Source organism: Rhodopseudomonas sp. BR0G17 (assembly GCF_010907025.1).
Classification (GTDB): Bacteria; Pseudomonadota; Alphaproteobacteria; order Rhizobiales; family Xanthobacteraceae; genus Rhodopseudomonas; species Rhodopseudomonas palustris_H.
In genome coordinates, this window is record NZ_QUML01000022.1 from 1 (window position 1) to 25174 (window position 25174).

A 25174-nucleotide genomic window follows, 5' to 3' on the forward strand; every position below is an offset into this window, starting at 1 on the left:
GGCCGCGGCGGCTCCCGCTCGGCCAGACCGACAGCCAGCGCGTGCTCGCCGCGTTGGAGCCCGCGGTGATCGCCACCGGCAGCCGTGCGCTCGCCGCTTCACTCGACGACCTCGGCAGCGCCACCTTCCGCGCCGACCTCGCCAGCCTGCGCCACGAGACCCAGTACACCCGGCTGTTTCGGTCGTAGGACCAGGTTGTCATTCCGGGGCGCGCAGCGGAGCTGCGCGAACCCGGAATCTCGAGGTTATTTGCGTGTCAGCTTCCAGGTTCGCGCCTGGCGGCGCGCCCCGGAATGACGCGGGGGGGTGATAAGAACTCGCCGCAGGACGGCGAGTGATCGAACTACCCAACCATCCGGTCGCGTCCCGCCCAGAAGCCGGCGCGCAGCACTTTCTTGTCGATCTTGCCGACGCCGGTCATCGGCAGTTCGGGGACGAACTTGACCTGCTTCGGCGCATGCGCCGAGCCCTTGCGGGTCTTCACCAGCTCGATCAGTTCGCGCTCATCGGGCTTGGTGCCGGGCTTGGCGACCACCACCGCGGTGACGGCTTCGCCCCATTTGTCGTCGGGGACGCCGACCACCGCGACCATCGCGACGTCCTGATGCGTCGACAACACGTCCTCGACCTCGCGCGGGAAGATGTTGAAGCCGCCGGACACGATCATGTCCTTCTTGCGGTCGAGAATGTACATGTAGCCGCGGTCGTCCTGCTTGGCGATATCGCCGGTGTGCAGCCAGCCGCTCTTCAGCGTTTCGGCGGTCTGCTCCGGGCGCTTCCAATATTCCGCCATCACGTGCGGCGCGCGCACGCAGATCTCGCCGGCCTCGCCGAGCGGCACTTCCTGATCGTTCTCGTCGAGAATCCGGGCATCGCAGGCCGCGATTGGGAAGCCGCACGACAAGAACAGCTCCGGCTGCTTCGGATCGTGATCGGCCTTGCGCAGCACCGACACCGGATAGCACTCGGTCTGGCCGTAGAGTTGCGAGAACACCGGGCCGATCCGCTCGATGCCTTCGACCAGCCGCGTCGGCGACATCGGCGAGGCGCCGTACAGCACTAGATCGAGCGACGACAGATCGGTCTTGGCGAGCGACGGATGATCGAGCAGCACATAGACCATCGTCGGCACGAACAGCGTGAAATTGATCTTCTCGCGCTCGATCGTCTGCAGCACCGCTTCGGGATCGAACCCCTTCATCATGTGGATGGTGCCGCCGCGGATCAGCGACGGCAGCACCTTGGTGCCGGCGACATGGCTGATCGGCGCCACCGTGAGATAGCGCGGATCGAACGGGATCTCGAAATCGGCCAGGATCGCATTGGCGAAGCCGGCGTTCTCGCGATGGTGGCGCAGCGCGCCCTTGGACTTGCCGGTGGTGCCGCCGGTGTAGTTCAGCACCGCGACGTCATCGAGCCGCGCAAAGTCGCGCGCCGTGGCGCTGCCGGCCTGATCCAGCGCGATCAGCAGATCGAGCCCGTAGTCGGCACGACCGACGGTGAAGACGTGCCGCAGGCCGGTCGCCTGGGCGGCAAGCTCGCCGCCGCGCTCCAGGAAGGCTGCGGCGTCGACGATCAGCACCGCGGCTTCGGAGTCCTCGATCTGATCGAGCTGATCCTGGCGCGAGCCGAGCGGATGCAGCCAGGTGATGGCGAAGCGGCAGAGCTGCGCCGCAACGCCGGCGCACCAGGTCTCGGCGCGATTGGCGGTGAGCAGCGCGACGCGCGTGCCGGGCTGCAGGCCGAGCCCCATGAACACCTTCTGGATGCTGCCGATCATGTCGGTGGCGCCGCGATAGCTCAAGCTGCCGCCGGGCCAGGCGAACGCGGTGCGCGACGGATAGCGCGCCAGCGCTCGCAACGTTTGCGTGCCTGCGGTCGGAAAAGCGTTGAGCTCGGCAGTCATGGCGTCGTGTCTCCCTTGTCTTTGTCATCGGCTGTTGGGCGTGCCAATGTTCGGCAACGACACTAGCACGGCAGACCCGTGCCGATGCAAACAGAGCAGGAGGAAACTGCCGTGAAATCATCCGACCGTCTGGCGCGCTTCGGCGATCGTCTCAGTTTGCCGCTGATTGCAGCACCGATGTTTCTGGTGTCGGGCGTCGATCTGGTGGCTGCGGCATGTAGTAGCGGCGTGATCGGTTCGTTTCCGACGGTGAATTGCCGCACGACGGAACAACTCGGCGATTGGCTCGGCGAGATCAACCGCCGAATCGCGGCGCACGAGCAGGCGAGCGGCCGGCGCGCCGCACCGTGGTGCCCCAACCTGATCGTCCACCGCTCCAACGTGCGGCTCGGCGACGATCTGAAACTGCTGCTGCAGCATCGGCCGGAAGTGGTGATCACCAGCGTCGGCTCGCCGCAGCCGGTGATCGCGCCGCTGCACGATGTCGGCGCGATGGTGCTGGCCGACGTTGCGAGCATTCGTCATGCCGAACGCGCGGCAGCGGCCGGCGTCGACGGCCTGGTGCTGCTCACCGCCGGTGCCGGCGGACAAACCGGGTGGCTCAATCCGTTCGCCTTCGTGCGTGCGGTGCGGCAATTCTTCGACGGCGTGATCGTGCTCGCCGGCGGCATCAGTGACGGCGTCGCGCTGCGCGCCGCGATGACGCTCGGTTGCGACCTCGGCTACATGGGCACCAAGTTCATCGCCACCGAAGAGAGCGTTGCCGATCCGCGCTACAAGGCGATGCTGGTGGAGGCGAGCGCCGATGACATCCTGCTCACCAAAGCGTTCACCGGGCTGCAGACTAACATGCTGCGGCCCTCGATCGTCGCCGCAGGGCTCGATCCAGACGATCTGCCGGAGCGCGGCGGCATTGATATCGGCAAGGACATCGATGTCGGCGCACGGGAGGATCGGCCGAAGCGGTGGCGCGACATTTGGAGCGCAGGCCATTCGGCGTCGGGCATCGGCGGCATCGTGCCGATCGCCGAGCTGGTGGCGCAGACCGCGGCCGAATTCCGCAACGCGGCGTAAGCTGCGCCGGCCATCGACGACCGTGCGGCGCCGTGGCATGCTTCGGCGATAAACAAAAACACTCTCGGGAGACTACGCCATGAGGAGCTTTCGCGTCACCGATTTCGGCAAACCGCTGAGCGAAGACAACCGGCCGACGCCGGAATTGACCGGCACGCAGGTGCTGGTGCGCGTCAAGGCCGCCGGCATCTGCCACAGCGATCTGCACATCTGGGAAGGCGGCTATGAACTCGGCCACGGCCGCAAGCGGCTGTCGCTGCAGGACCGCGGCGTCGCGCTGCCGCTGACGATGGGGCACGAGACCGTCGGTGAGATCGTCGCCGCCGGTCCTGATGCCAAGGACGCCAAGATCGGCGAGGTCGCGCTGGTGTATCCGTGGATCGGCTGCGGCGAATGCGACGTCTGCAAGGCCGGTGACGAGAACATGTGCCTGAAGCCGCGGTTTCTCGGCGTGTATTGCGACGGCGGCTATTCGGATGAGCTGATCGTGCCGCATCCGCGCTATCTGCTCAGCCTCGATGGTCTCGATCCGGTCACCGCGGCGCCCTATGCATGCTCCGGCATCACCACCTACAGCGCGCTGAAGAAGCTCGACTTCTGCCTCGACGGCCCGATCGTGATCTTCGGCGCCGGCGGACTCGGACTGATGGCGCTGGAGCTGCTCAAAGCAATGGGCGGCAAGGGCGCCATCATGGTCGATATCGACGCAGCCAAGCGCGACGCGGCACAGAAGGCCGGCGCGCTCGGCACCGTCGATGCTGCGGCCCCCGAGGCGCTGGCGCAGATCGCCGCCATCGCCAAAGGCCCGGTGCGCGGCGCGCTCGATCTGGTCGGCAATCCGCAGACCGCGCAGCTCGGCTTCGATTGTCTCACCAAGGGCGGCAAGCTGGTGATCGTCGGCCTGTTCGGCGGCGGCGCCCCATGGGCGCTGCCGTTCATCCCGATGCGCGCCATCACCATCCAGGGCAGCTACGTCGGCAATCTCGCCGAGACGCAGGAATTGCTCGACCTCGTGCGCGCCAAGAAGGTGTCGCCGATCCCGGTCACCAAGGTGGCCTTGCCGCAAGCCTATGACGCGCTGCTCGATCTGCAGAAGGGCAAGCTGGTCGGCCGCGCGGTGCTGACGCCGTAGCGACACGCACCGCTTCCGTCATTGCGAGCGAAGCGAAGCAATCCAGCCCAGTGCTCGGTGCTGGATTGCTTCGTCGCTACGCTCCTCGCAATAACGGGGAGATGGCCTGCTATTTACCGCCCGCCGCGATGCGTTCGGCTTCCGCGACATCCTCCGGCGTATTGGCATTGAAGAACGGATCGAATGGCGTCACCGGCCATTCCACCACGGCACGCGGATAACGTGCGGTGAAGCGTTCAACCTTGCGGATGTCCTCGTCGACCAAGGCGGTTCGCAGCGCCTCGCGCAGCGCGACCGGCCACAGCGCGATCACCGGATGCTGGTGGCCGCCGGATGCCGCCACGGCGATCTCGGCATTCTGAGCGAGTCGGGCCTGATCGAGCCGGGCCACCAGATTGCGCGGCAGAAACGGACAATCGCCCGGCACGGTCAACACGTGGGGCGCGTCCGGCTGCGCCGTCGCCGCCCAATCCATCGCTGCCAGCACGCCGGCGAGCGGGCCGGGGAAGTCGTGCACCGTATCGGCGATCACCGGCAGGCCGAACGGGCCGAACCGGCTCGGGTCGCCATTGGCGTTGAGCGCCAGCACGCCGCATTGCGGCTGCAGGCACTCGATCACATGAGCCAGCAGCGGCCGGCCGGCGATCGACTGCAGTGGTTTGTCGCCGCCGCCCATCCGGCGGGCAAGGCCGCCGGCCAGGATGACGGCGGGTGGTCGAACATCAGCCATTGCGCACTCCGCGCCACGTCGTCACTCGGCAATGCCCGTGGTTAGCTCACCATGGCGCGGCTCGGCAATAAGAACGAGGCCGAAGGCAATTGACCGCGCGCCGCGGCTTCGTCATCGTCCGCCGCCATGGCCAAGACTGTTCTCGATCTCACCGGGCTGAAATGCCCGCTGCCGGTGCTCAAGACCCGCAAGGCGCTGCCGCGTTTGCAGCCCGGCGATGTGTTGGAAGTCCGCTGCACCGATCCGATGGCGCTGATCGATATTCCGGTGCTGATCGGCGAGACCGGCGATCGCATCACCTCGAGTGAACGCAGCGACGAGATGATCGTGTTCGTCATCGAGAAGCTCGCCAGCGCACCGGCTGTGGACGGTGAGCAGGACTGATAGCTCCGCCAAGGAACCATCGCCGACCGGCATCATTGATCTTCGTTCCATAGGGAGGAGATTATGGCCCGGAAATATTCCAAGAAAGCGTCCGCCAAGGTCGGCCGCGCGATGAAGAAGCGCAAGGCCGGCACGCTGAAGAGCGGCGGCTCCGGCAGGAAGGTCAAGAGCCGCAAACAAGCGATCGCGATTGGTCTGTCGGAAGCCCGCGCCGAAGGCGCGAAGGTGCCAAAGAAGAAAACCGGCAAGAAGGCCGCAAAGACGTCGACCAAGAAGGCCACTAAGTCCGGCCGCAAGACAACCAAGAAGACGACGAAGAGGACGACGAAGTCCAGCAGCAAGCGGGCCGGGACGAAGAAGTCATCGGGGCGCAAGTCGTCGAAGTCATCCAGTACGCGAAAAACATCCACCGCGCGAAAATCGTCTAGCCGCAAATCGTCGTCGCGCAAGTCTGGCAAGAAGAAGTCGTCGGACTGAACACGTACCACTCAAGCACGGGTCATTCCGGGGCGCCGCGCAGCGGCGAACCCAGAATCTGGAGGTTCAGGGCGCTGACGGTTCGGCCGCGCAGCCGCAAACAACTTCGAGATTCCGGGTTCGCGAGCTGGCGCTCGCGCCCCGGAATGACGGTGTGGAGCAAAGCTTCAAGGCGTCCTAAGCTATCAGAGCAGCATGACGCGCCGCGCGAGCTGAGCCAACTCACCCCGCCTTGCGCTGCCTTGCGTTGGAGCGGCGGGCTTTGGTGGTGGTGCGGGAAGAGCGGGAGGCTTTGCGGCGGCTATGGGCCTTGCCGGTTTTGGTGCCGGATTTGCCGCCTTCAAGACTCTGCTTCAGCGCGTCCATCAGGCTGACGACGTTGCTCTCCTTCTCCTCGGGTTCGGGGAGCTTGATCGACTTGCCGGAGGCCTTGCGCTTGACCAGCGCCTTCAGCGCGGTTTCGTAGTCGTCCTTGAACTTCTTGGGATCGAAATGCGCCGCCTTGGTCTCGAGGATGTGGCCGGCGAGTTCGATCATGTCCTTGGAGATTTTCGGCGACTTGATGCCGTCGAAATACTCGTCCGCATCCCGCAGCTCGTAAGGGTAGCGCAGCGTGGTCGCCAGCAGTCCCTTGCCGAACGGCTCGATCGCCAGCACATGCTCGCGGTTGGTGAGCACGATGCGGCCGAGCGCGACGCGGCCTTTGTCCTTCATCGCGTCGCGGATCACCGCGAAGGCGTCGACGCCGGCCTTGCCGTCCGGTACGATGTAATACGGATGATTGAGAAAGCGCTGGTCGATTTCATCGGCCGGCACGAAGCTGTCGATGTCGATGGTGTGGGTGCTCTCGATCTGAACCGCTTCGAGTTCGTCCTTTTCGATCTCGATGTACTTGCCCTTGCGCACCTCGTAGCCGCGGGCCTTCTGATCCTTCTCCACCACCTCGCCGGTGTCTTCGTCGATCATCTGCTGCTTCAGCCGATTGCCGGTTTCCGCATTGATCATGTGGAAGCGGGTCTTCTCGACGCTGGTCGTCGCCGGATATAGCGCCACCGGGCAGGTGACGAGGGACAGCTTCAGCGTGCCCTTCCAGTAGGCGCGAGGCATGGGAATTCTCCAAGGGCTCGAGCAGTCGCGACCGGGCGGTCACGTCGATGCTATCATGGGTGGAACTTGAACGGGCATCCCGGGTTTTGGTTCCGACCAAGCCCAGCCTGTCGGCGGTGAGTAAGGAGCGACGGTGGCCAGCAACAAGCTCAGCATCTACCGCAAGAAACGCGATTTCGAGCAGACCGCGGAGCCGCGCGGCGACGCCAAGGTGGCGCCATCGAAACAGCGACGGTTCGTGATCCAGAAGCACGATGCCACCCGTCTGCACTACGACCTGCGCCTGGAATATGGCGGCGTCTTCAAGTCATGGGCGGTGACCAAGGGACCGTCGCTCGATCCGCACGACAAGCGCCTCGCCGTCGAGGTCGAAGATCACCCGCTCGACTACGGGGACTTCGAAGGCACGATCCCGAAGGGCCAGTATGGCGGCGGCACGGTGCAGGTCTGGGACCGCGGCTATTGGGAGTGCGACGATCCCGAGCGCGGCTTCAAAAAGGGCGACCTGAAGTTCACCCTGCACGGTGAGAAGCTGCATGGCAGCTGGGTGCTGGTGCGGATGCGGCACGACCGCAATGGCGGCAAGCGCACCAATTGGCTGCTGATCAAGCACCGCGACGATGACGCCCGCGAGGGCGCCGCCAACACCGTGCTGGACGACGACCGCTCGGTCGCCTCGGGACGCGCCATGGCGACGATCGCGGAAGGCAAAGGCAAGGCACCGAAGCCGTTCATGCTGCGCAAGGCGGCCGCGAAGGTGACGGCGGATGCAGTGTGGGATTCCAACACCGGGCTCGCGGCCGATCAGCGGGCGGAAACCGGCGCTGCGAAGAAGACCAAGGCCAAGCCGAAGACGCCTGCCAAAGCGAAACCTGCGAAGTCCGCGAAACCCGCGGTGCGGAGCAAGTCAGCTGCTCGTGGCACGCGCGCGGCCATGCCGGATTTCGTGCCGCCGCAGCTCTGCACCTCGGTGGAACGGCCGCCCGGCGGCGAAGGCTGGGGCCACGAGATCAAGTTCGATGGCTACCGGATTCAGCTCCGCATCGAGCACGGGCAAGCCAAGCTGCTGACACGCAAGGGCCTCGACTGGACGGGCAAATTCAGCGCGATCGCGGAAGAAGCGGCGTCGCTGCCGGACGCGATCATCGACACCGAGGTGGTGGCGCTGGATTCGCACGGCCAGCCGGATTTCGCCGCGCTGCAGGCGGCGCTCTCCGACGGAGATACCGACAACTTGATCTGCTTTGCGTTCGATCTGCTGTATGCGGAGGGCGAGGATCTGCGCCGGCTGCCGCTGTCCGAGCGCAAGGAGCGGCTCGCCGCTTTGCTGAAGGCCGGACGTGGCCGTCGCAAGGAAGGCCTGATCCGCTACGTCGAGCATTTCGAAACCGGCGGTGACGCCATTCTGCAGTCGGCCTGCAAGCTGTCGCTCGAAGGCATCGTGTCGAAGAAGCTCGATGCGCTGTATCGCTCCGGCCGCAGCGGCGCCTGGACCAAGGCGAAGTGCCGCGCCGGCCACGAGGTGGTGATCGGCGGTTGGAAGACCACGAACGGGAAATTCCGTTCGCTGCTGGTCGGCGTTCACCGCGGCGATGACCTCGCCTATGTGGGCATCGTCGGCACCGGGTTCGGCCAAGACGTCGTCAAGCGCATCCTGCCCGAGCTGAAGGCGCATGAAGCCGATCGCAATCCGTTCAGCGGCGCCAATGCGCCGAAGAAGACGCGCGACGTCCACTGGGTGACTCCAGAGCTGGTCGCCGAGATCGAATTCGCCGGCTTCACCGGCGGCGGCATGGTGCGTCAAGCGGCCTTCAAGGGGCTGCGCGCCGACAAGCCGGCTGCGGAGGTCGAAGCCGAGGAGCCGCAGCAGGTCGAGTTGGCCGAACCAAAGCCGAAGCGCCGGGCCGCCAAGACGGCGAAGCCGCGAAAGGCTGCGGGCAAGCGCGCCGCGCCCCGCCGCGCGGATGCAGCCCGCTCCGAGGTGATGGGCGTGGTGATCTCCAAGCCCGACAAGGAGCTGTGGCCGGAGAGCGACATCAGCGGCGCCGTGACCAAGCGCGATCTGGCCGATTACTTCGCCGAAGTGGGCGACTGGCTGATCCCGCACATCAAGGGACGGCCGTGTTCGATCGTGCGCGCGCCCGACGGCATCGGCGGCGAGCTGTTCTTTCAGCGGCACGCCATGCCTGGCATGTCGAACCTGATCGAACTGGCCAAGGTTTCCGGCGATCGCAAGCCGTATGTGCAGATCGACCGCCTGGAGGGCCTGATCGCCGTGGCGCAGATCGGCGGCGTCGAGTTGCATCCATGGAACTGCGCGCCGAACCGCTACGACGTGCCGGGACGGCTGGTGTTCGATCTCGATCCGGCGCCCGAGGTCGGGTTCGACGAGGTGATCGTGGCCGCCAAGGAAATGAAGCAGCGCCTCGAAGCGCTGGGGCTCGCGACGTTCTGCAAGACCACCGGCGGCAAGGGCTTGCACGTCGTGGTGCCGCTGAAGCCCGACGACAGTGTCGACTGGAAGGCGGCCAAGACGTTTGCCCAGACGGTGTGCGCGCAGATGGCTGAGGATAGTCCCGAGCAGTATCTGCTCAACATGTCGAAGCAGAAGCGCACGGGAAAGATTTTCCTCGATTACTTGCGCAACGACCGGATGTCGACGGCGGTCGCGGTGCTGTCGCCGCGGGCCCGCACCGGCGCCACCGTGTCGATCCCGGTGACGTGGTCGCAGGTGAAGGCCGGTCTCGACCCCAAGCGCTACACCATCGAGACGGTGCCCGCGTTGATGAAGCGGTCCAAGGCGTGGACCGACTACGACGAGGCGGCAGCCCCGCTGAAGCCGGCGATCAAGGCGCTGACGTCGGGCGCATCGTGAGCCCGGCGTGACGCTGCTCCGCGTCGCTGATCTACGCCTCATACGTGGATGCCCGGGACGAGCCCGGGCATGACAGCGTCGATCGGCAGATCGAAGTTAGGTTGCGTCAGATCTTGCCGAGCAGCAGCAGGATCAGCAGGATCACGATCACCAGACCGAGGCCGCCGCCGCCGTAATATCCGGTGCCGTAGAACGGTCCGCCGCCGACGCCGGTGAAGCCGCCCAGCAAGGCGATGATCAGAATGATGAGGATGATTGTGCCGATGGACATTTCCGCTCTCCTTATCGCGGCGGGTCGCCCGAGTGCTCCGCCTGCTGGGAGTGAGAACACGGCGTAACAACGAAGGTTCCGAAGCGGAAACTTGAGATGTGGCGCGCCGCCCTGTTGTTTTCGCAATGCTCACTTAGATAGGGGAGTAATCAACCCACGCAGTGACGAGGACGCCCCAATGTCAGCTCCGCTTGTCGTATCGATCCCTCATCGCCTCGGCCGCGACGAAGCGCGCCGCCGGCTGCAGACCGGCCTCAGCCGCGCAGCGATCAACGTGCCGATCCTGAAGGTGGATGAGGAGACCTGGCGCGGCGACCAGATGCTGTTCCGCGTCCGCGCGCTGGGCCAGGTCGCGGCGGGCCATGTCGATGTCGCCGAAGATCACGTCCGGCTCGAAGTGCGCCTGCCTTGGCTGCTGCAGAAATTCGCCGATGCGGCGCGCGTCGTGATCCAGAAGCGCGGACACCTGATGCTCGAGAAGAAGTAACAAGTTGCGTGCATCGCACCAAATTATGGCGCTGCAGCAAGTAGTTATCGGTAGATTGCATTAAGTTGTAAGTAACCGAATCTTGGAATCCTGGTCGTGCGGGTGAGGGAACCGATTTCCTGATCGGCACAAACCCCGTCAGGCCGTCCGGCTCCAGCTCCCGGGCGGCCTCGGTGTTTGTGGGAGGCCGCGATTGTTCGCCGCTGTCGATGCTGGAGTCTTGCACAGTCTCTCCCCGAGTCATTCCGGGGCGCGCGCAGCGCGAACCCGGAATCTCGCAGCGAGCAGGGCTTTGCGGGAGTCGGTGCCCGCGCCAGATTCCGGGTTTGCTCGCTACGCGAGCGCCCCGGAATGACGGCGTAGAGTTGGTGGGACTGCTCTTATGACCCGCGGTCTGCTCAGCCGCGCCGGATGCGCTTGGTACCTGTCAGGCGCGCGCGGTGAACGGCGACGGGGAGGTGGCGGAACAGGTCGCGGAGCTGCAGTTCGCCCGACGCGTTTTCGCCATCGCCGATTTCGACCGCGTAGCCTTTGGTATCGATCGCGCCATCATACGCATCGGCGGTCGGCCATTGCCGGCCATCATCGGACAACGCAGCGAGGCCCTTCGCCACAACGACGATCACCGCTTCGCTGCCGCGGGTGCGGGCGAATGCGACGATGCGGTCGCGGTGTGCGCCTTTCACGGCGAGCGGCCGATAGTCGCCGTCGGCGAACAGCTCGGCATGGTCGCGCCGCAGCCGCAGCAACTGATGCGTCCAGGCCAGCTTGACGCGGCCGTCGCTCCAATTCGCGGTGAGGGTTTCCCAGTCGGGCTGGCCGTGCAGAGACTCCAGCGCCGCGGAGCGCGCATCAAAATCGACCGGACGGCGGTTGTCGGGATCGACCAGCGAGAAATCCCAGAACTCGGTGCCCTGATAGAAATCCGGCACGCCGGGCATCATCGCCTTCAGCGTCACCTGACCGAGCCCGTTGAGCGCACCGAGCAGCGACAGCCGGCGGTGCAGCGTCTCGACCGACTCCAGGAACGCACCCGACAGTGCCGGATCGAGGATGCGGTCGATGAAAGTCCGCACGCCTTCCTCGTAAGCGAGGTTCGGATTGAGCCAGTTGGTTTCCTGCTTGCCCTCGCGGGCGGCCTTCAGCGCGAAGCCCTGGAAGCGATCGGCGAAATCCGGATCGGGCGTCAGCGGCCAGGCGCCGAGCAGCGCCTGATACAGCATGTATTCGAACGCGGGCGAGGGGGCGCGCATCTCGCCGTCGACGACGAGGTGCGGCGCGTTGAGCAGCTTCCACTTGCCGACGGCGCTCGCCCATTCGCCGGGGATTTCGGCGAGCGACAACAGTCGCGCACGCGCGTCTTCGCCGCGCTTGGCATCGTGGGTCATCGTCGCGGTCATGCCGTGCGGCCAATCCCGGGCGCGGCTCTGCATCGCGGCGTGGAATGCGGCGGTCGGCATCTCCGGCGCAGCCGGATCGCCGCCGACCTCGTTCAGGGCCAGCAGCCGGTGATAGCGATAGAACGCGGTGTCCTCGAGCGACTTCGCCATTGTCGGCCCGGTGAACTGCTGCACTTTGAGGGCGAAGCGGCGCACCCGCGGCTTGGAGTGTGGCGCGCGGCCCGGCTTCACCAAGTCCATCGTCAGCACGTCTTTGAGGAATTCGAAGATGCCGTCGTCGGCGCCGAACCAGTCGGCCCGCGCCTTGGCGATGGTGTCTTCGATCAGCCGGCGATCGAGCTGGGTCGGGCTGTTGCCGGTCAGATAGGTGCGATACACCGGGAAGTGCAGCACGTAGAGCTCGAACGCTTGCCGCAGATTGTCGGCGGAGAAATCGCGGGTCGAGTAATGACCTGATGCGATCCGCGCCAGCAGCCGGGTGAGCACGGTGAACTCGCTCAGCAGAAGCGTCTCCAGCACGCGGCGCTTGGCGGCCTTGAGCACCGGATCGAACGCCGGCGACAGATTGCTGGCCTGGCGCCAGGTCTCGTCGAGCGGCTTCAGGCCATTGCCGTCGAGCAGCACGCGGGTGATGACGTTGAGCCATTCATAGCCGGTGGTGCCGTGGACGCCGGCGAACCGATGCAGCGCCTCGCCTTCGCCGAGGATCTTCTCGATCACCGTGTAGAGCGGCGGAGCGTTAGCGCCTTGCGCCTCGCGGGCCAGCCGGCGGAGCCGCTGGAAGTATTGCGCCGGGTCGCGCAGGCCGTCGATGTGATCGAGCCGCAGGCCCTGCAGCTGGCCGTCGGCCAGCAGCTTCTTCACCCGGCTGTGGATCGCCTCGAAGGTGCCGGCGTCTTCGACCCGCAAGCCGGCGAGGGTGTTGACGTCGAAGAACCGCCGGTAGTTAATCTCGCTCGACGCCAGTTGCCAATGACCGAGCTTGTAGTGCTGGCGCTCCAGAAGGTTGTGCAGCGTCTGGATCTGCTGGGTGCGGCCTTCGCCGGCGCGGTAGGCCTCGAGCCCGCGCGCGATCACGTCCGCAGCGCCGGAGATCGTCTGCAGCGCCGCCTTGAATTCGGGCGCTTCCTTGCGCGTCGGACGGCGCAATCCGGTGTAGCGCGCCGCAAGCTCCAGGATCGCGCGGCCGGCGTCGGTCTCGGCGGCGTCCGCCTCGCGCACGATGGTGCGCAGGATTTCGCTGTAGCGCTGCGGCGCGATCGGCAGCCGGTGTTCGTAGTACCAGGCCGAGAAGCTGCCGTCGGCAGGATCATAGCGTAATTCGATCTCGCCGCCTTCCAGCGCTTTGCCGTAGGACGATCCGATGATCGGCAGCAGCACGCCGCCGCGGGCGCGGAACGGCAGCATCTCCCAGTCGATGTCGAACGACGCCGCATGCGGTGAGGCCGGGCCCCATTCCAGCACGTCGAGCCACCACGGGTTGTCGGCGTAGTGCACGCCGACGTGGTTGGGCACGAAGTCGAGGATCAGGCCGATGTCGTGCTGCTTCAGCGCCGCGCTCAGCCGGGCGAATCCTTCTTCGCCGCCGAGCTCGGGATTGAGTTGGGTGTGATCGACGATGTCGTAGCCGTGGGTCGAGCCCTTGCGCGCCTTCATGAACGGCGACGCGTAGAGATGCGAAATCCCGAGGCGCTTCAGATAGGGGACGATTGCGGCGGCGTGGTCGAAACCGAAATCGGCGGTGAGTTGCAGACGGTAGGTGGCAGTCGGAATGACAGGAGGCATTTAGGATTGCTCGAGGCGCCAGGTCACCGCCCACGGCGGAATGATCCGGTTCCAATCGTCGCCCCACAGAATCGTTCCAACGCCTGCGCCATCGGCGCCGGCCTCCAGCTCGCTGTTGGTCAGATTTGCCGTGAGCCGCAACGTCGATCCATCGCCGAGCCGCCACGTTGCGGTCAGCATCCCATCATCGGCAACCGCCGCTGTGTCGAACCGTGCACCCGCGAGCCGCGGCACGATCATGTTGCGGCGAATCTGCAGCAGCCGCGACACCAGCGCCAGCCGCTGCGCCCCAGCGCCGCCGTCGCGCTCGCGCCAATCGAGCACGGCGCTCTTGAACGCGTCCTCGCTCAGCGGATCGGGGACGTCATCGCCATACTTCTCGTAGGCGCCGGCGAACTCCTTGCGGCGGCCGGCACGGACCGCTTCGGCGAGTTCGCCGTGGAAATCGCAGAAGAACGGGAATGGTGCCTGCGATCCCCATTCCTCACCCATGAACAGCATCGGCACCATCGGTGCCAGCAGCGTGATCGCCAGCGCCGCTTCGATCGCTTCGGGCTTGGCGAGGCTCTCCAGCCGATCGCCGAGCGCGCGATTGCCGATCTGGTCGTGGTTCTGCAGGAAGTTGACGAAGGCCAGCGGCGGCAATTTGCCGCTCGGCTCACCGCGCGGCGTGCCGCCGCGATGCGCTGAAGGTTCGCCCTGATACGCAAAGCCGGAGCCGAGCGCGCGGCACAGATGACCGAGCGGCGCATCGGCATAATCGGAGTAGTAGCCCTGGCGCTCGCCGCTCAGCGCGACATGCCAGGCGTGGTGATAATCGTCGTTCCACTGCGCCCGATACTGCCCGCGCGGTGGATCGGTGACCGGATCGAGCACCGCGGCGATATTGTCATCGTTCTCCAGCACCAGATGGATGTGCCGGCCAGTCTCGGCCGCGAGCTTGCCGGCCTCGCGGGACAATTCGTGCAGCATCGGGATCTCGCCCTGATCCGGGATCGCATGCACGGCGTCGAGCCGTAGCCCGTCGAACCGATAGTCGCGCAGCCAGTGCAGCGCGTTCTCGATCGCGAATGCGCGGACTTCGGAAGCGTAGTAATTGATCGCGTTGCCCCAGGGCGTGTGCGAGTCCGAGAAAAAGCCCGGGGCATAGCCGCCGAGGTAATTCCCTTCCGGTCCGAAGTGATTGTAGACGACGTCGAGAAACACCATCAGGCCGCGCAGATGCGCTTCGTCGATCAGCGCCTTGAGATCCTCCGGGCGACCGTAGGCGCTGTCCGGCGCGTACCACAGCACGCCGTCGTAGCCCCAATTGCGCCGGCCCGGGAAATCCGCCAGCGGCATCAATTCCAGCGCGGTGATTCCGGTCGCGACCAGATGATCGAGCTTGTCGATCATGGCGCGGAAGCTGCCCTCCGGCGTGAAGGTGCCGACATGGGTCTCCAGCAGCACGGTCTCGGCCCACGGCCTGCCGCGCCAATCCGCGGCGCGCCAGGCGTAGGCGCCGTGGTCGATCACTTCGCTGGGCCCGGCGATATCCTCGGGCTGAAACAGTGAGCCGGGATCAGGGACCTCGAGATCGCTGTCGAGGCGGAAGCGATAGCGCGCGCCGGCGCCGATTCCGGCAATCTCGGTTTTGTGCCAGCCGTTGTCGTCGCGCTGCATCGGATGCGTCGCGCCGTCCAGCATCACTTCCACTTCTTTCGCGTTGGGCGCCCACAGCCGAAATTCGGCGCCGTTCGCAGTGAGACGCGGACCGAAGCTGCGTCCGGTCATGCGATCGTCCCGGCGAAGGCCAGCACCGAGCGGGGCGGCGCCGCACTCGCACTGCCGCACTTCAGCGGCGCGACCTGCACGGTGTCCTTGGTGGTGTCGAACAGCTGGTGCCAGACCGGATAGTCGCTTGTCTTCGGCAGGTGGAAATCGATCGCCTCGACGCCGGAGTTCAGCACGATGAAAATCGCATCGCCGCCAAGCTCGCTCGGGCTCAGCATGTAGGCCAGGAAGCGGCCGTCGGGAAACGCCCAGTCCTGCTCGGTCATCTCGGCGGCCGACGGCGTCAGCCACAACACGCCGTACGAGCCGTCCGCGCGGCGACCGTCGAGCCAGCGCCGCGAGCGCAATTGCGGGAAGCGGCGGCGGATGTCGGTCATCAGTCCGACGAACTCCACCATGTCGTCTTCGGTGTTGGCGCCGTCCCAGCCGACCCAGCCGATTTCGTTGTCCTGGCAATAGGCGTTGTTGTTGCCGGACTGCGAATTGCCGACCTCGTCGCCGGCGAGCAGCAGCGGTACGCCCTGCGCCAGGAACAGACAGGCGAGCTGGTTCTTGCGGAGCTGGCGACGCATCCCGAGAATCTTCGGATCGTCGGTCGGACCTTCGACACCGCAGTTGTTGCTGTGATTGTCGTTGGAGCCGTCGCGATTGTCCTCGCCGTTGGCGATGTTGTGCTTGTGCTCGTAGCTGAACAGGTCGGCGAGCGTGAAACCGTCGTGCACCGTCACGTGGTTGATGCTGGCGCGCGGCATCCGGCCATCGTGATTGAACATGTCGGACGAGCCGGTCATCCGCCGCGAGACTTCGCCGATCAGGCTGCCTTCGCCGCTCCAGTAGCGCCGCATCACGCTGCGATAGCGGTCGTTCCACTCCGACCATTGCGACGGAAACGCCCCGACCTGATAACCGCCCATGCCGAGATCCCATGGCTCGGCGACCAGCTTGACGCCTGCCAGGATCGGATCCTGGCGGATCGCGGTGAAGAAGCCGGAGTTGCGATCGAAGCCGTTCGGGCCGCGCGCCAGCGTGGTGGCGAGATCAAACCGGAAGCCGTCGACGTGGCAAACTTCGACCCAGTAGCGCAGGCTGTCCATCACCATCTGCAGCACCCGCGGATGGGTCAGGTTCATCGAATTGCCGCAGCCGGTGAAGTCGTCGTAGTAACGCGGATTGTCCGGCTTCAGCCAGTAGTATGAGGCATTGTCGATGCCGCGAAACGACAGCGTCGGGCCGAGATGATTGCCCTCGGCGGTGTGGTTATAGACGACGTCGAGCAGCACCTCGATCCCGGCATCGTGCAACCGCGCCACGGTGGTGCGGAACGAGTCCAGCGGATTGTCCTTGTCCGGCGCGTAGCGGACCTCGGGCGCGAAGAACGAGATCGTGTTGTAGCCCCAGTAATTCACCAGCTTCTTCTCGACCAGGATGCGGTCATCGACAAAGCCGTGAACTGGCAAAAGTTCAATTGTGGTGACGCCCAGCCGCTTGAAATGCGCGATCATCGACGGGCAGGCGAGGCCGCCGAATGTGCCGCGCAGCCCGGGCGGCACATCTTCGCGCTGCTGGGTCAGGCCTTTGACGTGAGCCTCGTACACGATGGTGTCTTCCCAGCGCACGCCGGGCCGGGTCTCGCGCCGGCCGCTGCCGACGGTCTCGTCGACCACCACCGCCTTCGGCATGCCGCGCGCGTTGTCGCGGCGGTCGAACGACAGGTCTTCGCGGGGCGAGCCGGTGCGATAGGCGAAGTGCGCCTCGCTCCACACCAGCCGGCCGTTCAGCCGCTTGGCGTAAGGGTCGAGCAGCAGCTTATGGGCGTTGAAGCGGTGGCCGCGATCGGGATCGTAGGGACCATGCACCCGATAGCCGTAGAGCTGGCCGGGCGAGACGTCGTTGAGGTAGCCGTGCCAGACGTCCTCGGTGCGTTCCGGCAGTTCGATCCGTTCCAGTTCGCGGCGGCCCTGGGCATCGAACAGGCAGAGCTCAACCTTGTGGGCATTGGCGGAGAACAGCGCGAAGTTCGTGCCGCGCCCGTCCCAGGTCGCTCCGAGACGGGAGTCGGTTCCGGCGGTGAGGCGCATAGCGAGTGTCCCGATCACGAAGTTCGCATAGCCTGCGACTGTCTTTGTTAGCGAACTTCGAAATCGAAGAACACTAGTAAATCTGCCATTCTGACGTGGCTTTGTGCAAAACGATGCCCGATCGCGCGGGCATCGCCAAACCGTCACACTTGCGCGTGCGGGATTTCACGAGACGGATACTCGCCAATCGTTGCCGGACCGCGCGCGAGCTTGGCGCCGCGCGCGGCACAGGCGTCAATCCTCCGGCGTCAAGAAGATCGCGGCCAGCGGCGGGATCGTCAGGCTGAGCTCCGGCACCAGACCTTCGAGGGTGCGGACCTCGCCGCCATTGCCGACATTGCTGCCGCCGTAGCCGGCCGCATCCGAATTGAACACCTCGCGCCAGCGACCGGGGAACGGCACGCGCACGCGATAGTCCTGGTAGACGTTGGGCGAGAAGTTGACGATCACCAGGCAGCGGGAGCGGGTATCGTTGCCCTTGCGCATCCAGGCGAACACGTTGCGATTGGCGTCTTCGGTGATCAGCCATTCGAAGCCGAACGGATCGCAATCGAGCTGATGCAGCGCCGGCAGCGACCGGTACAGCTGGTTGAGGTCACGCAGCAGCGCCTGGATGCCGGCGTATTTCGGGTATTCGAGCAGGTGCCAGTCGAGCGAGCGATCGTGGCTCCATTCGCGCTCCTGGCCGAACTCGCTGCCCATGAACAGCAGTTTCTTGCCGGGATGGCCGAACATAAAGGCGTAATACGCGCGCAAGTTTGCAAAGCGCTGCCACTCGTCGCCCGGCATCCGGCCAAGGATCGAGCGTTTGCCGTGGACCACCTCGTCGTGCGACAGCGGCAGAATGAAATTCTCCGAGAAGGCGTAATGCAAGCCGAACAGGATCTGGCCGTGGTGATATTTGCGGTGGATCGGATCCTTGCTGATGTAGTTCAGCGTGTCGTGCATCCACCCCATGTTCCACTTGTAGCCGAAGCCAAGCCCGCCGAATTCCACCGGGCGTGACACCTGCGGCCAGGCGGTGGATTCTTCCGCGGCGGTGGTGGCGTGCGGGAAATTGGCGAACACCTGGCTGTTGAAGCGGCGAATGAAATCGATCGCCTCGATATTCTCGCGGCCACCAAACTTATTCGGGATCCAGCCGCCGGCGGGGCGGCTGTAATCGAGATACAGCATCGACGCCACGGCATCGACGCGGAGGCCGTCGATCCCGTAACGCTCCAGCCAGAACAGCGCGTTGGCGGTGAGGAAATTGACGACTTCGGTGCGGCCGTAATTGTAGATCAGCGTGCCCCAATCGAGATGCCGCCCCTGCATCGGGTTGGCATGCTCGTACAGCGCGGTGCCGTCGAAATTGCCGAGGCCGTGCGGATCGTCCGGGAAATGGCCCGGTACCCAGTCGAGGATCACGCCGATGCCGGCGGCATGGCAGGCGTCGACCAGCGCGCAGAAATCTTCCGGCGAGCCAAACCGCGAGGTGGGGGCATAGAGACCGGTGGGCTGATAGCCCCACGAGCCATCGAACGGATGCTCGCTGACGGGGAGGAATTCGACGTGGGTGAAGCCCATGTCGCGAACGTAGGCCGGGAGCTGCTCGGCGAGCTCGCGGTAGGTCAGCCACTGATCGCCGTCCTTGCGGCGCCACGAGCCAAGATGCACCTCGTAGATCGACATCGGCGCCGACAGCGCGTTGATGTTCTCCGGGGCCGGCCGCGGCTTCGGCAGCTGGGTGGCATCGACCACGATCGAAGCGGTCTTCGGCCGTATCTCGGCGGCGAAGGCGAGGGGATCGGACTTCTGCGGCAGCTGCTCCCCATGCGGGCCGGAGAGGTCGAATTTGTAGTGATCGCCGGCGCAGGCGCCGGGGATGAACAGCTCCCAATAGCCGTTGCCGCGCACCCGCATCTGGTGGCGTAGCGGATTCCAATAGTTGAAGTCGCCGACCACGCTGACGCGGCGCGCATTCGGCGCCAGCACCACGAAGCCGACGCCGGCGACGCCTTCCAGCTCCATCGGATGGGCACCGAGCTTGTCGTACAGCCGCTGGTCGGTGCCTTCACCGAGCAGGTAAAGATCGAAGTCGGTCAGGATCGGCGGGAAGCGGTAGGGGTCCTGCAGCTCGATCGTCGCGTCGCCGAACCGGGCGCGCAACGTGTAGCGCGGCGAGCCGCCGGGCAGCTTGCCGGTGAACAGTCCGGCCGGATGCGCCTGCTCGAGCGGGGCGGATTCGCCGTTGTCGCCGACAACGTCCACCGCCGCCGCATCGGGCAACAGCACGCGCACCACGGTGCCGCCATCCTCCGGGTGTGCGCCGAGATAGCGAAACGGATCGGCGTGACGGCCTTCGAGAACTGCGTAGGCTTCGTCGCTCAGTTGCACGGTCATGGAAGCTCCTCGGGAGGCGGCGACAGGATGCGCAGGAGGCCGGCAAGCGGCACACGCACCCAGTCGGGACGATGTGCGATCTCGTAGTCGATCTCGTACAGCGCCTTTTCAATCAGGAAGAAGTCGAGCACGCGGTCCGCGGCTGCGGTATCCGCCGGCCACACCGGGCTGTCGCCCATGGTTCGGCGATAGCCATCGAGGAATGCCGCGGTGGCGCGAATCCGCCATAGATCCAGGGCCTCGGTGAGCCGGCCGGACTCTTCGGATGCGGCCTTCAGCGCGCGATCGAGCGCCGCGGTGGTCGAATAGTCGATCGAGCGCACCAGGCCGGCGACGTCGCGCGCGGCCGGCGCCTTGGCGCGGCGCTCGGCCATGGTCCGGCGCGGCTCGCCTTCGAAGTCGATGATGTAGATGTCGTCCTTGACGATCAGCATCTGACCCAGATGGAAGTCACCGTGATGGCGGATGTTGAGCCCGCCGTCGTCGCCAAGCAAGCCATGGATACGCGACATCAGCGTTTCGCGAGCTGCCAGCAGTTCATCGACCAGCGGCCGATCGGTATCTTTCAGCGTGTCCCGACGCCGGCGGAGTTCATCGAGCACGCGCTCGGCGGACGCCGCCACGGTCTCGGCCCAGCCGCGCGAGGCTTCGGCGCTGATCGGCTCCGGTGCGAAGTCGGCCACTTCCGGATGGCTGGCGAGCGCGATGTGCATCTCCGCCACCCGCTGGCCGGTCCGCTCCATGAAGTGCAGATAGGGCGTGAGCTGATCGCCCTCGGCCTTCTCTTCGCTTCTGACCAGCACCCGCTGCTCGTCGATGTAGCGATCGAGATAAGCGGAGGTGACGGTCCAACCGTCGCCCTGATTGCGGGCGAATTCGTGCACCACCGCCACCGCGCTGGTCTTGTCGCCTTCGATCAGCTCGACGCTGCCGAGCAACGCGGGAGTGTTGGTATAGCCGGCGACTTCAGTGAGGAAACGCCCCATCTCCAGCTCCGGATTGATGCCGGTCTGCAGGCGCCGATACAGCTTGACCACGTAATCACCGTCGACCAGCGCAGTCGAATTCGACTGCTCCGTCTCCACGGCACGGATGTTCTGGAACGGCCCGGCCGGCCGCTCTGCCAGCTTGGAGCCGGGCCGGAATTCCAGCCGGTCGCCGTTGTCGCCGGTCACGGTGAGGGAGGCGCGGACGTTCTCCAGCAGGAGAGCGATGAACGACGGATCGGCCGCGACATCGAGCAGGGTGCCCTCGCGGGCGCCCTGACGGACCGCGGCGTAGGCCCGCGGATTGTAGCGCTCGCGGTCGAACCGCACCCAGTCGATCTGCATCGGCAACAGATAGCGCGAGGTGGTGCCGCGTTGCGTCGCCTCGAAGAAGGCGAGCCACGGCCGGTTGTCGCCGTCATTGGCGAACGGGATCGCCGAAGTGAGCCGCGGATGGATCGCGCGCGGATTGCGCTCCGGAAACCAGCGGGTGCGGGACAGGAAGGTCGGCAGCACTTCGTGCTCGAACATCGAGCGGGTGCGGCCGAGCGTCATCCAGGTCGAGCCGAGCGGCACCACCAGCGTCACGAATTCCGGCACGGCCGACACCGGCGCGACGTGCGGCGCGGTGCCGGGCTCCTGCAGCTTGAACCAATAGAAACCGAACGGCGCCAGCGTGATCATGTAGGGCAGTTCGCCGATCGGCGGGAATTTAGTGCGGCCGAGCATTTCCTGCGGCACGCGCTCCTTCCACGGCGACAGATCGAGCTCGGTCGCCTGCGCGGCGCGCGACAGGTTGGCGACGCAGAGAATGACTTCGTCCTCGTACTGCCGGACATAGGCCAGCACCGCGCGGTTGCTCGGGCGGATGAACGTCATGCTGCCGCGGCCGAAGGCCAGCGTCGACTTGCGCACCGCGATCAGCCGCTTCATCGCGCTGAGCAGCGACGACAGGCTGCGCTGTTGCGCTTCGACGTTGACCGAGGCGTAGCCGTACACCGGGTCCATGATCGGCGGCGCATACAGCCGCGCCGGATCGGCGCGCGAGAAGCCGCCGTTGCGGTCGGGCGACCACTGCATCGGGGTGCGCACGCCGTTGCGGTCGCCGAGATAGATGTTGTCGCCCATCCCGATCTCGTCGCCGTAATAGATGATCGGCGTGCCGGGGAACGACAGCAGCAGCGAGTTCATCAGCTCGATCTTGCGGCGGTCATTGTCCATCAGCGGCGCGAGGCGGCGGCGAATGCCGACATTGATCCGCGCCCGCGGATCGGCCGCATAGGTCTTCCAGAGATAGTCGCGCTCGACGTCGGTGACCATTTCGAGCGTCAGCTCGTCGTGGTTGCGCAGGAACATCGCCCACTGACAGTTCGCCGGAATCTCCGGCGTCTGTCGCATGATGTCGGTGATCGGGAAGCGGTCTTCCTGCGCGATCGCCATGTAGATCCGCGGCATCAGCGGGAAGTGGTAGGCCATGTGGCATTCGTCGCTGTCGCCGAAATACTGCTGGACGTCCTCCGGCCACTGATTGGCTTCGGCAAGCAGCAGCTTGCCCTTGGCATAAGCGTCGAGCTCTGCGCGCAGCTGCTTGATGACCGCGTGGGTCTCGGGAAGATTCTCGTTATTGGTGCCGTCGCGTTCGCACAGATACGGAATCGCGTCGAGCCGGAATCCGTCGACGCCGGTGTCGAGCCAGCGCTTCATCACCTTGACGACGGCGCCGACCACGCGCGGATTGTCGAAGTTCAGATCCGGCTGGTGCGAGAAGAACCGGTGCCAATAATACTGGCCGGCTTCCGGATCCCAGGTCCAGTTCGACTTCTCGGTGTCGGTGAAGATGATCCGGGTGCCGAGATATTTCTGGTCGGTGTCGCTCCAGACGTACCAGTCGCGCGCGCTGGAATTCTTCGGGCTGCGCCGGGCCCGCTTGAACCAGGCATGCTGGTCCGAGGTGTGGTTGATGACCAGCTCGGTGATCACGCGCAGATTGCGCTTCTTGGCTTCGACGATGAAGCGGCGGAAATCCTTCATCGTGCCGAAGTCGGGATTGATCGAACCGTAGTCGGCGATGTCGTAGCCGTCGTCGCGCTGCGGCGACGGATAGAACGGCAGCAGCCACAGCGTGTTGACGCCGAGCTCCTGAAGATAATCGAGCTTTTCGGTCAGGCCGGCGAAGTCGCCGATGCCGTCATTGTTGCTGTCGGCGAACGCCTTGACGTGCAACTGATAGATGATGGCGTCTTTGTACCAGAGCTCGTCCGAGGTTTCCGCGTCAGATCCGTCGATCGTCGTGATCGGTGTCATTTCATTCATGGCTTCCGCACTCACGCCAGGCAGCGGAACAGCAGCGCCGGGTCCCGATGTGGATCCATCCGCAGGTTGATCCCGCCCCAATCGAGCGCGTGGCGTTCTCCCGTCACCAGGTTCTCGACCGCAGCGACCGGCCGGCGTTCGCCGGCGACCTCGATCTGAACGTCGCCGAGGGGCAGCCAGAATTCATGGTAGTCGCTGCTGAGCGCGATCGCGACCGCGACCGCATTGGTGCCGTCAACCGAGGTTTTGACGAAGCCGGTCACATTCGGGTCCTGCACGTCGAGGAAGCGGAGATTGCTGGTCTGCTGCAGTGCCGGATTGACGCTGCGGATGCGGTTGATGTCGCGAATGTAGGGCTTGATGTTGCCCGGCTTGTCCCAGTCGCGCACCTTGATCTCGTATTTTTCGGAATCGAGATACTCCTCCTTGCCGGGGATCGGTTCGTGCTCCAGCAGTTCGAAGCCGTTGTAGATGCCATAGGTCGATGACAACGTTGCGGCGAGAACGAGGCGCGACTTGAACATCCACTGCTCGCCACCCTGCAGATGGAAGGGCAGGATGTCGGGCGTGTTGGTGAAGAAGTTCGGCCGATAGAAGTCGCGCTCCGGATAGTCGGTGAGTTCGCGCAAATATTGCTCGATCTCCCATTTCTGAGTGCGCCAGGTGAAGTAAGTGTAGGACTGCGTGAAGCCGAGCTTGGCCAGTCCTTTCATCAGCTTCGGCCGGGTGAAGGCTTCGGCCAGGAAGATGACGTCGGGGTGACGAAGCTGCACCTCGCGGATCAGCCATTCCCAGAACCGCAGCGGCTTGGTGTGGGGATTGTCGACCCGGAAGATCTTCACGCCGTGATTGGCCCAGAACAGGATCATGTCGCGGAGCGCATTCCACAGCGAGCCGGCGTCTTCGCAGGAGAAATCCGGGTTGACGATGTCCTCGTATTTCTTCGGCGGATTCTCGGCGTATTTCATCGAGCCGTCCGGCCGGCGCTTGAACCAGTCCGGATGCTGCTTCAGCCACGGATGATCCGGCGAACACTGCACGGCGATGTCGAGTGCGACTTCGATGCCGACCACCTCGCAGGCGTCGACGAAGGCGCGGAAGTCCGCCAGCGTGCCGAGCTCCGGATGCACCGCATCGTGTCCGCCTTCCTCGGCGCCGATCGCATACGGGCTGCCGGGATCACCAGGCTCGGCCTTCAGCGCGTTGTTGCGGCCCTTGCGGTTGGTGTGGCCGATCGGATGGATCGGGGTGAAGTACACCACATCGAAGCCCATCGCGGCGACGTCGGGCAGCCGCGCGATGCAATCGCGGAAGGTGCCATGGCGGCCAGGCTCGGTGCTCTGGCTGCGCGGCACCATCTCGTACCACGCGCCGTAGCGGGCGCGCGGCCGGTCGATCATCAGCGGCAGCGGTTCGGTGCGGGTGAGGTCGTGCCGCGCCTGGCTGCTGGCCATGGCGTCGCGCAGGTCCGGCGACAGCAGCGGCGTGATATCGCCGGTCCGTAGATATTCCTCGCAGCGCTGCTGGATCAGCCGCAACACGTCAGGATCGTCGGTCTGCGCTTTGGTGAGCAGCCCTGCGCCCTCGAGGGCGTCGAGCGACAGTTCCTGGCCGGCTTTCAGCTTGAGTTCGGCACCATGTCGCCAGGTCGCAAACTCGTCGGTCCAGGCTTCGATCGCATAAACGTGACGGCCGATCTGCTGCGGCGTGAACGTCGCAGACCAGCGGTCATTGACGGCGTGCACCATCGGCTCCCGCTGCCAGGTGCTGTCCTGCTCACGCCGCCAGACCAAAGCCGCGGCAATGACTTCGTGGCCGTCGCGGTAGATGTCGGCCCACACCTCGATCGGCTCGCCGACAATGCGTTTCACCGGGAATCGTCCGCCGTCGATCAGCGGATAGATGTCTTCGATGTGAAAGGCGCCGCGAGTGGCGGCGGTTTGAAGCGCTTGTGTCGACTTGTTCACAATAGCCCACGATCGATTGAGTAAGGTGATGCCCACGATCTAGG

The 25174-nt window shown here is 65.2% G+C and carries 16 protein-coding genes and 1 pseudogene; 7 read left to right on the top strand and 10 right to left on the bottom strand.

Going from position 1 to position 25174, the window contains the following annotated elements:
- Positions 1-188 (top strand): annotated as a pseudogene (locus DY467_RS16765) (urease accessory protein UreF); the annotation flags it as partial.
- Between the two features lie 155 nt (positions 189-343).
- On the opposite strand, the gene DY467_RS16770 reads toward DY467_RS16765, so the two are convergent.
- Complete coding sequence (locus DY467_RS16770; protein ID WP_164637606.1) at positions 344-1906, bottom strand: AMP-binding protein; 1563 nt, start codon at positions 1904-1906, stop codon at positions 344-346.
- 84 nt (positions 1907-1990) lie between these two features.
- Between DY467_RS16770 and DY467_RS16775 the strand changes: the two genes are divergently transcribed.
- Together DY467_RS16775 and DY467_RS16780 are read left to right on the top strand one after the other, a co-directional pair.
- Positions 1991-2980: an NAD(P)H-dependent flavin oxidoreductase gene (locus DY467_RS16775; RefSeq protein ID WP_205502476.1), complete on the top strand. Its 990-nt coding sequence runs from the start codon at positions 1991-1993 to the stop codon at positions 2978-2980.
- A 79-nt stretch (positions 2981-3059) separates the two neighbouring features.
- Positions 3060-4112 (top strand): alcohol dehydrogenase, encoded by a 1053-nt coding sequence (locus DY467_RS16780; protein WP_164637610.1) that lies wholly within the window; start codon positions 3060-3062, stop codon positions 4110-4112.
- Positions 4113-4221: 109 nt separating this feature from the next.
- Here the strand turns inward: DY467_RS16780 and mobA are convergent, their stop codons facing one another.
- Complete coding sequence (mobA, locus tag DY467_RS16785) at positions 4222-4842, bottom strand: molybdenum cofactor guanylyltransferase MobA (RefSeq protein ID WP_164637612.1); 621 nt, start codon at positions 4840-4842, stop codon at positions 4222-4224.
- A gap of 126 nt (positions 4843-4968) precedes the next feature.
- On the opposite strand from mobA, the gene DY467_RS16790 reads away from it, so the two are divergent.
- The gene (locus DY467_RS16790) at positions 4969-5226 is read left to right on the top strand and encodes a sulfurtransferase TusA family protein (protein ID WP_164637614.1); all 258 of its coding nucleotides are present in this window, start codon (positions 4969-4971) and stop codon (positions 5224-5226) included.
- Positions 5227-5337: 111 nt separating this feature from the next.
- A complete protein-coding gene (locus DY467_RS26545) occupies positions 5338-5703 on the top strand; it encodes a DUF6496 domain-containing protein (protein ID WP_246701561.1) in 366 nt (121 codons plus the stop codon).
- Positions 5704-5925: 222 nt separating this feature from the next.
- On the opposite strand, the gene ku is transcribed toward DY467_RS26545, so the two are convergent.
- Complete coding sequence (gene ku, locus DY467_RS16800; RefSeq protein WP_107345407.1) at positions 5926-6810, bottom strand: non-homologous end joining protein Ku; 885 nt, start codon at positions 6808-6810, stop codon at positions 5926-5928.
- A 133-nt stretch (positions 6811-6943) separates the two neighbouring features.
- Here ku and ligD point away from each other — a divergent pair, with 133 nt between their 5' ends.
- Entirely contained in the window at positions 6944-9685 is a 2742-nt protein-coding gene (gene ligD / locus DY467_RS16805) for a DNA ligase D (protein WP_164637618.1), read from the top strand.
- 106 nt (positions 9686-9791) lie between these two features.
- On the opposite strand, the gene DY467_RS16810 is transcribed toward ligD, so the two are convergent.
- Complete coding sequence (locus tag DY467_RS16810; RefSeq protein WP_013501467.1) at positions 9792-9956, bottom strand: DUF3309 family protein; 165 nt, start codon at positions 9954-9956, stop codon at positions 9792-9794.
- A 178-nt stretch (positions 9957-10134) separates the two neighbouring features.
- Between DY467_RS16810 and DY467_RS16815 the strand changes: the two genes are divergently transcribed.
- Positions 10135-10443, top strand: a complete 309-nt coding sequence (locus tag DY467_RS16815; RefSeq protein WP_164571258.1) for a polyhydroxyalkanoic acid system family protein — start codon at positions 10135-10137, stop codon at positions 10441-10443.
- 398 nt (positions 10444-10841) lie between these two features.
- Here DY467_RS16815 and treY read toward each other — a convergent pair whose 3' ends face one another.
- From treY to DY467_RS16845, 6 genes are all read right to left on the bottom strand, one after another.
- Positions 10842-13628: a malto-oligosyltrehalose synthase gene (treY, locus tag DY467_RS16820; protein WP_164637620.1), complete on the bottom strand. Its 2787-nt coding sequence runs from the start codon at positions 13626-13628 to the stop codon at positions 10842-10844.
- Complete coding sequence (treZ, locus tag DY467_RS16825) at positions 13629-15401, bottom strand: malto-oligosyltrehalose trehalohydrolase (protein WP_164637622.1); 1773 nt, start codon at positions 15399-15401, stop codon at positions 13629-13631.
- On the bottom strand, positions 15398-17479 hold the full coding sequence (gene glgX, locus DY467_RS16830; protein ID WP_164637624.1) for a glycogen debranching protein GlgX: 2082 nt from the start codon (positions 17477-17479) through the stop codon (positions 15398-15400). The genes treZ and glgX overlap by 4 nt, the downstream gene beginning before the upstream one ends.
- 234 nt (positions 17480-17713) lie before the next feature.
- Entirely contained in the window at positions 17714-19864 is a 2151-nt protein-coding gene (gene glgB / locus DY467_RS16835; RefSeq protein WP_164637626.1) for a 1,4-alpha-glucan branching protein GlgB, read from the bottom strand.
- A complete protein-coding gene (gene treS, locus DY467_RS16840; protein ID WP_164637628.1) occupies positions 19861-23163 on the bottom strand; it encodes a maltose alpha-D-glucosyltransferase in 3303 nt (1100 codons plus the stop codon). Before treS ends, glgB begins: the two co-directional genes overlap by 4 nt.
- Before the next feature lie 11 nt (positions 23164-23174).
- Positions 23175-25130, bottom strand: a complete 1956-nt coding sequence (locus DY467_RS16845; protein WP_164637630.1) for an alpha-1,4-glucan--maltose-1-phosphate maltosyltransferase — start codon at positions 25128-25130, stop codon at positions 23175-23177.
- Between the last annotated feature and the right edge of the window lie 44 nt (positions 25131-25174).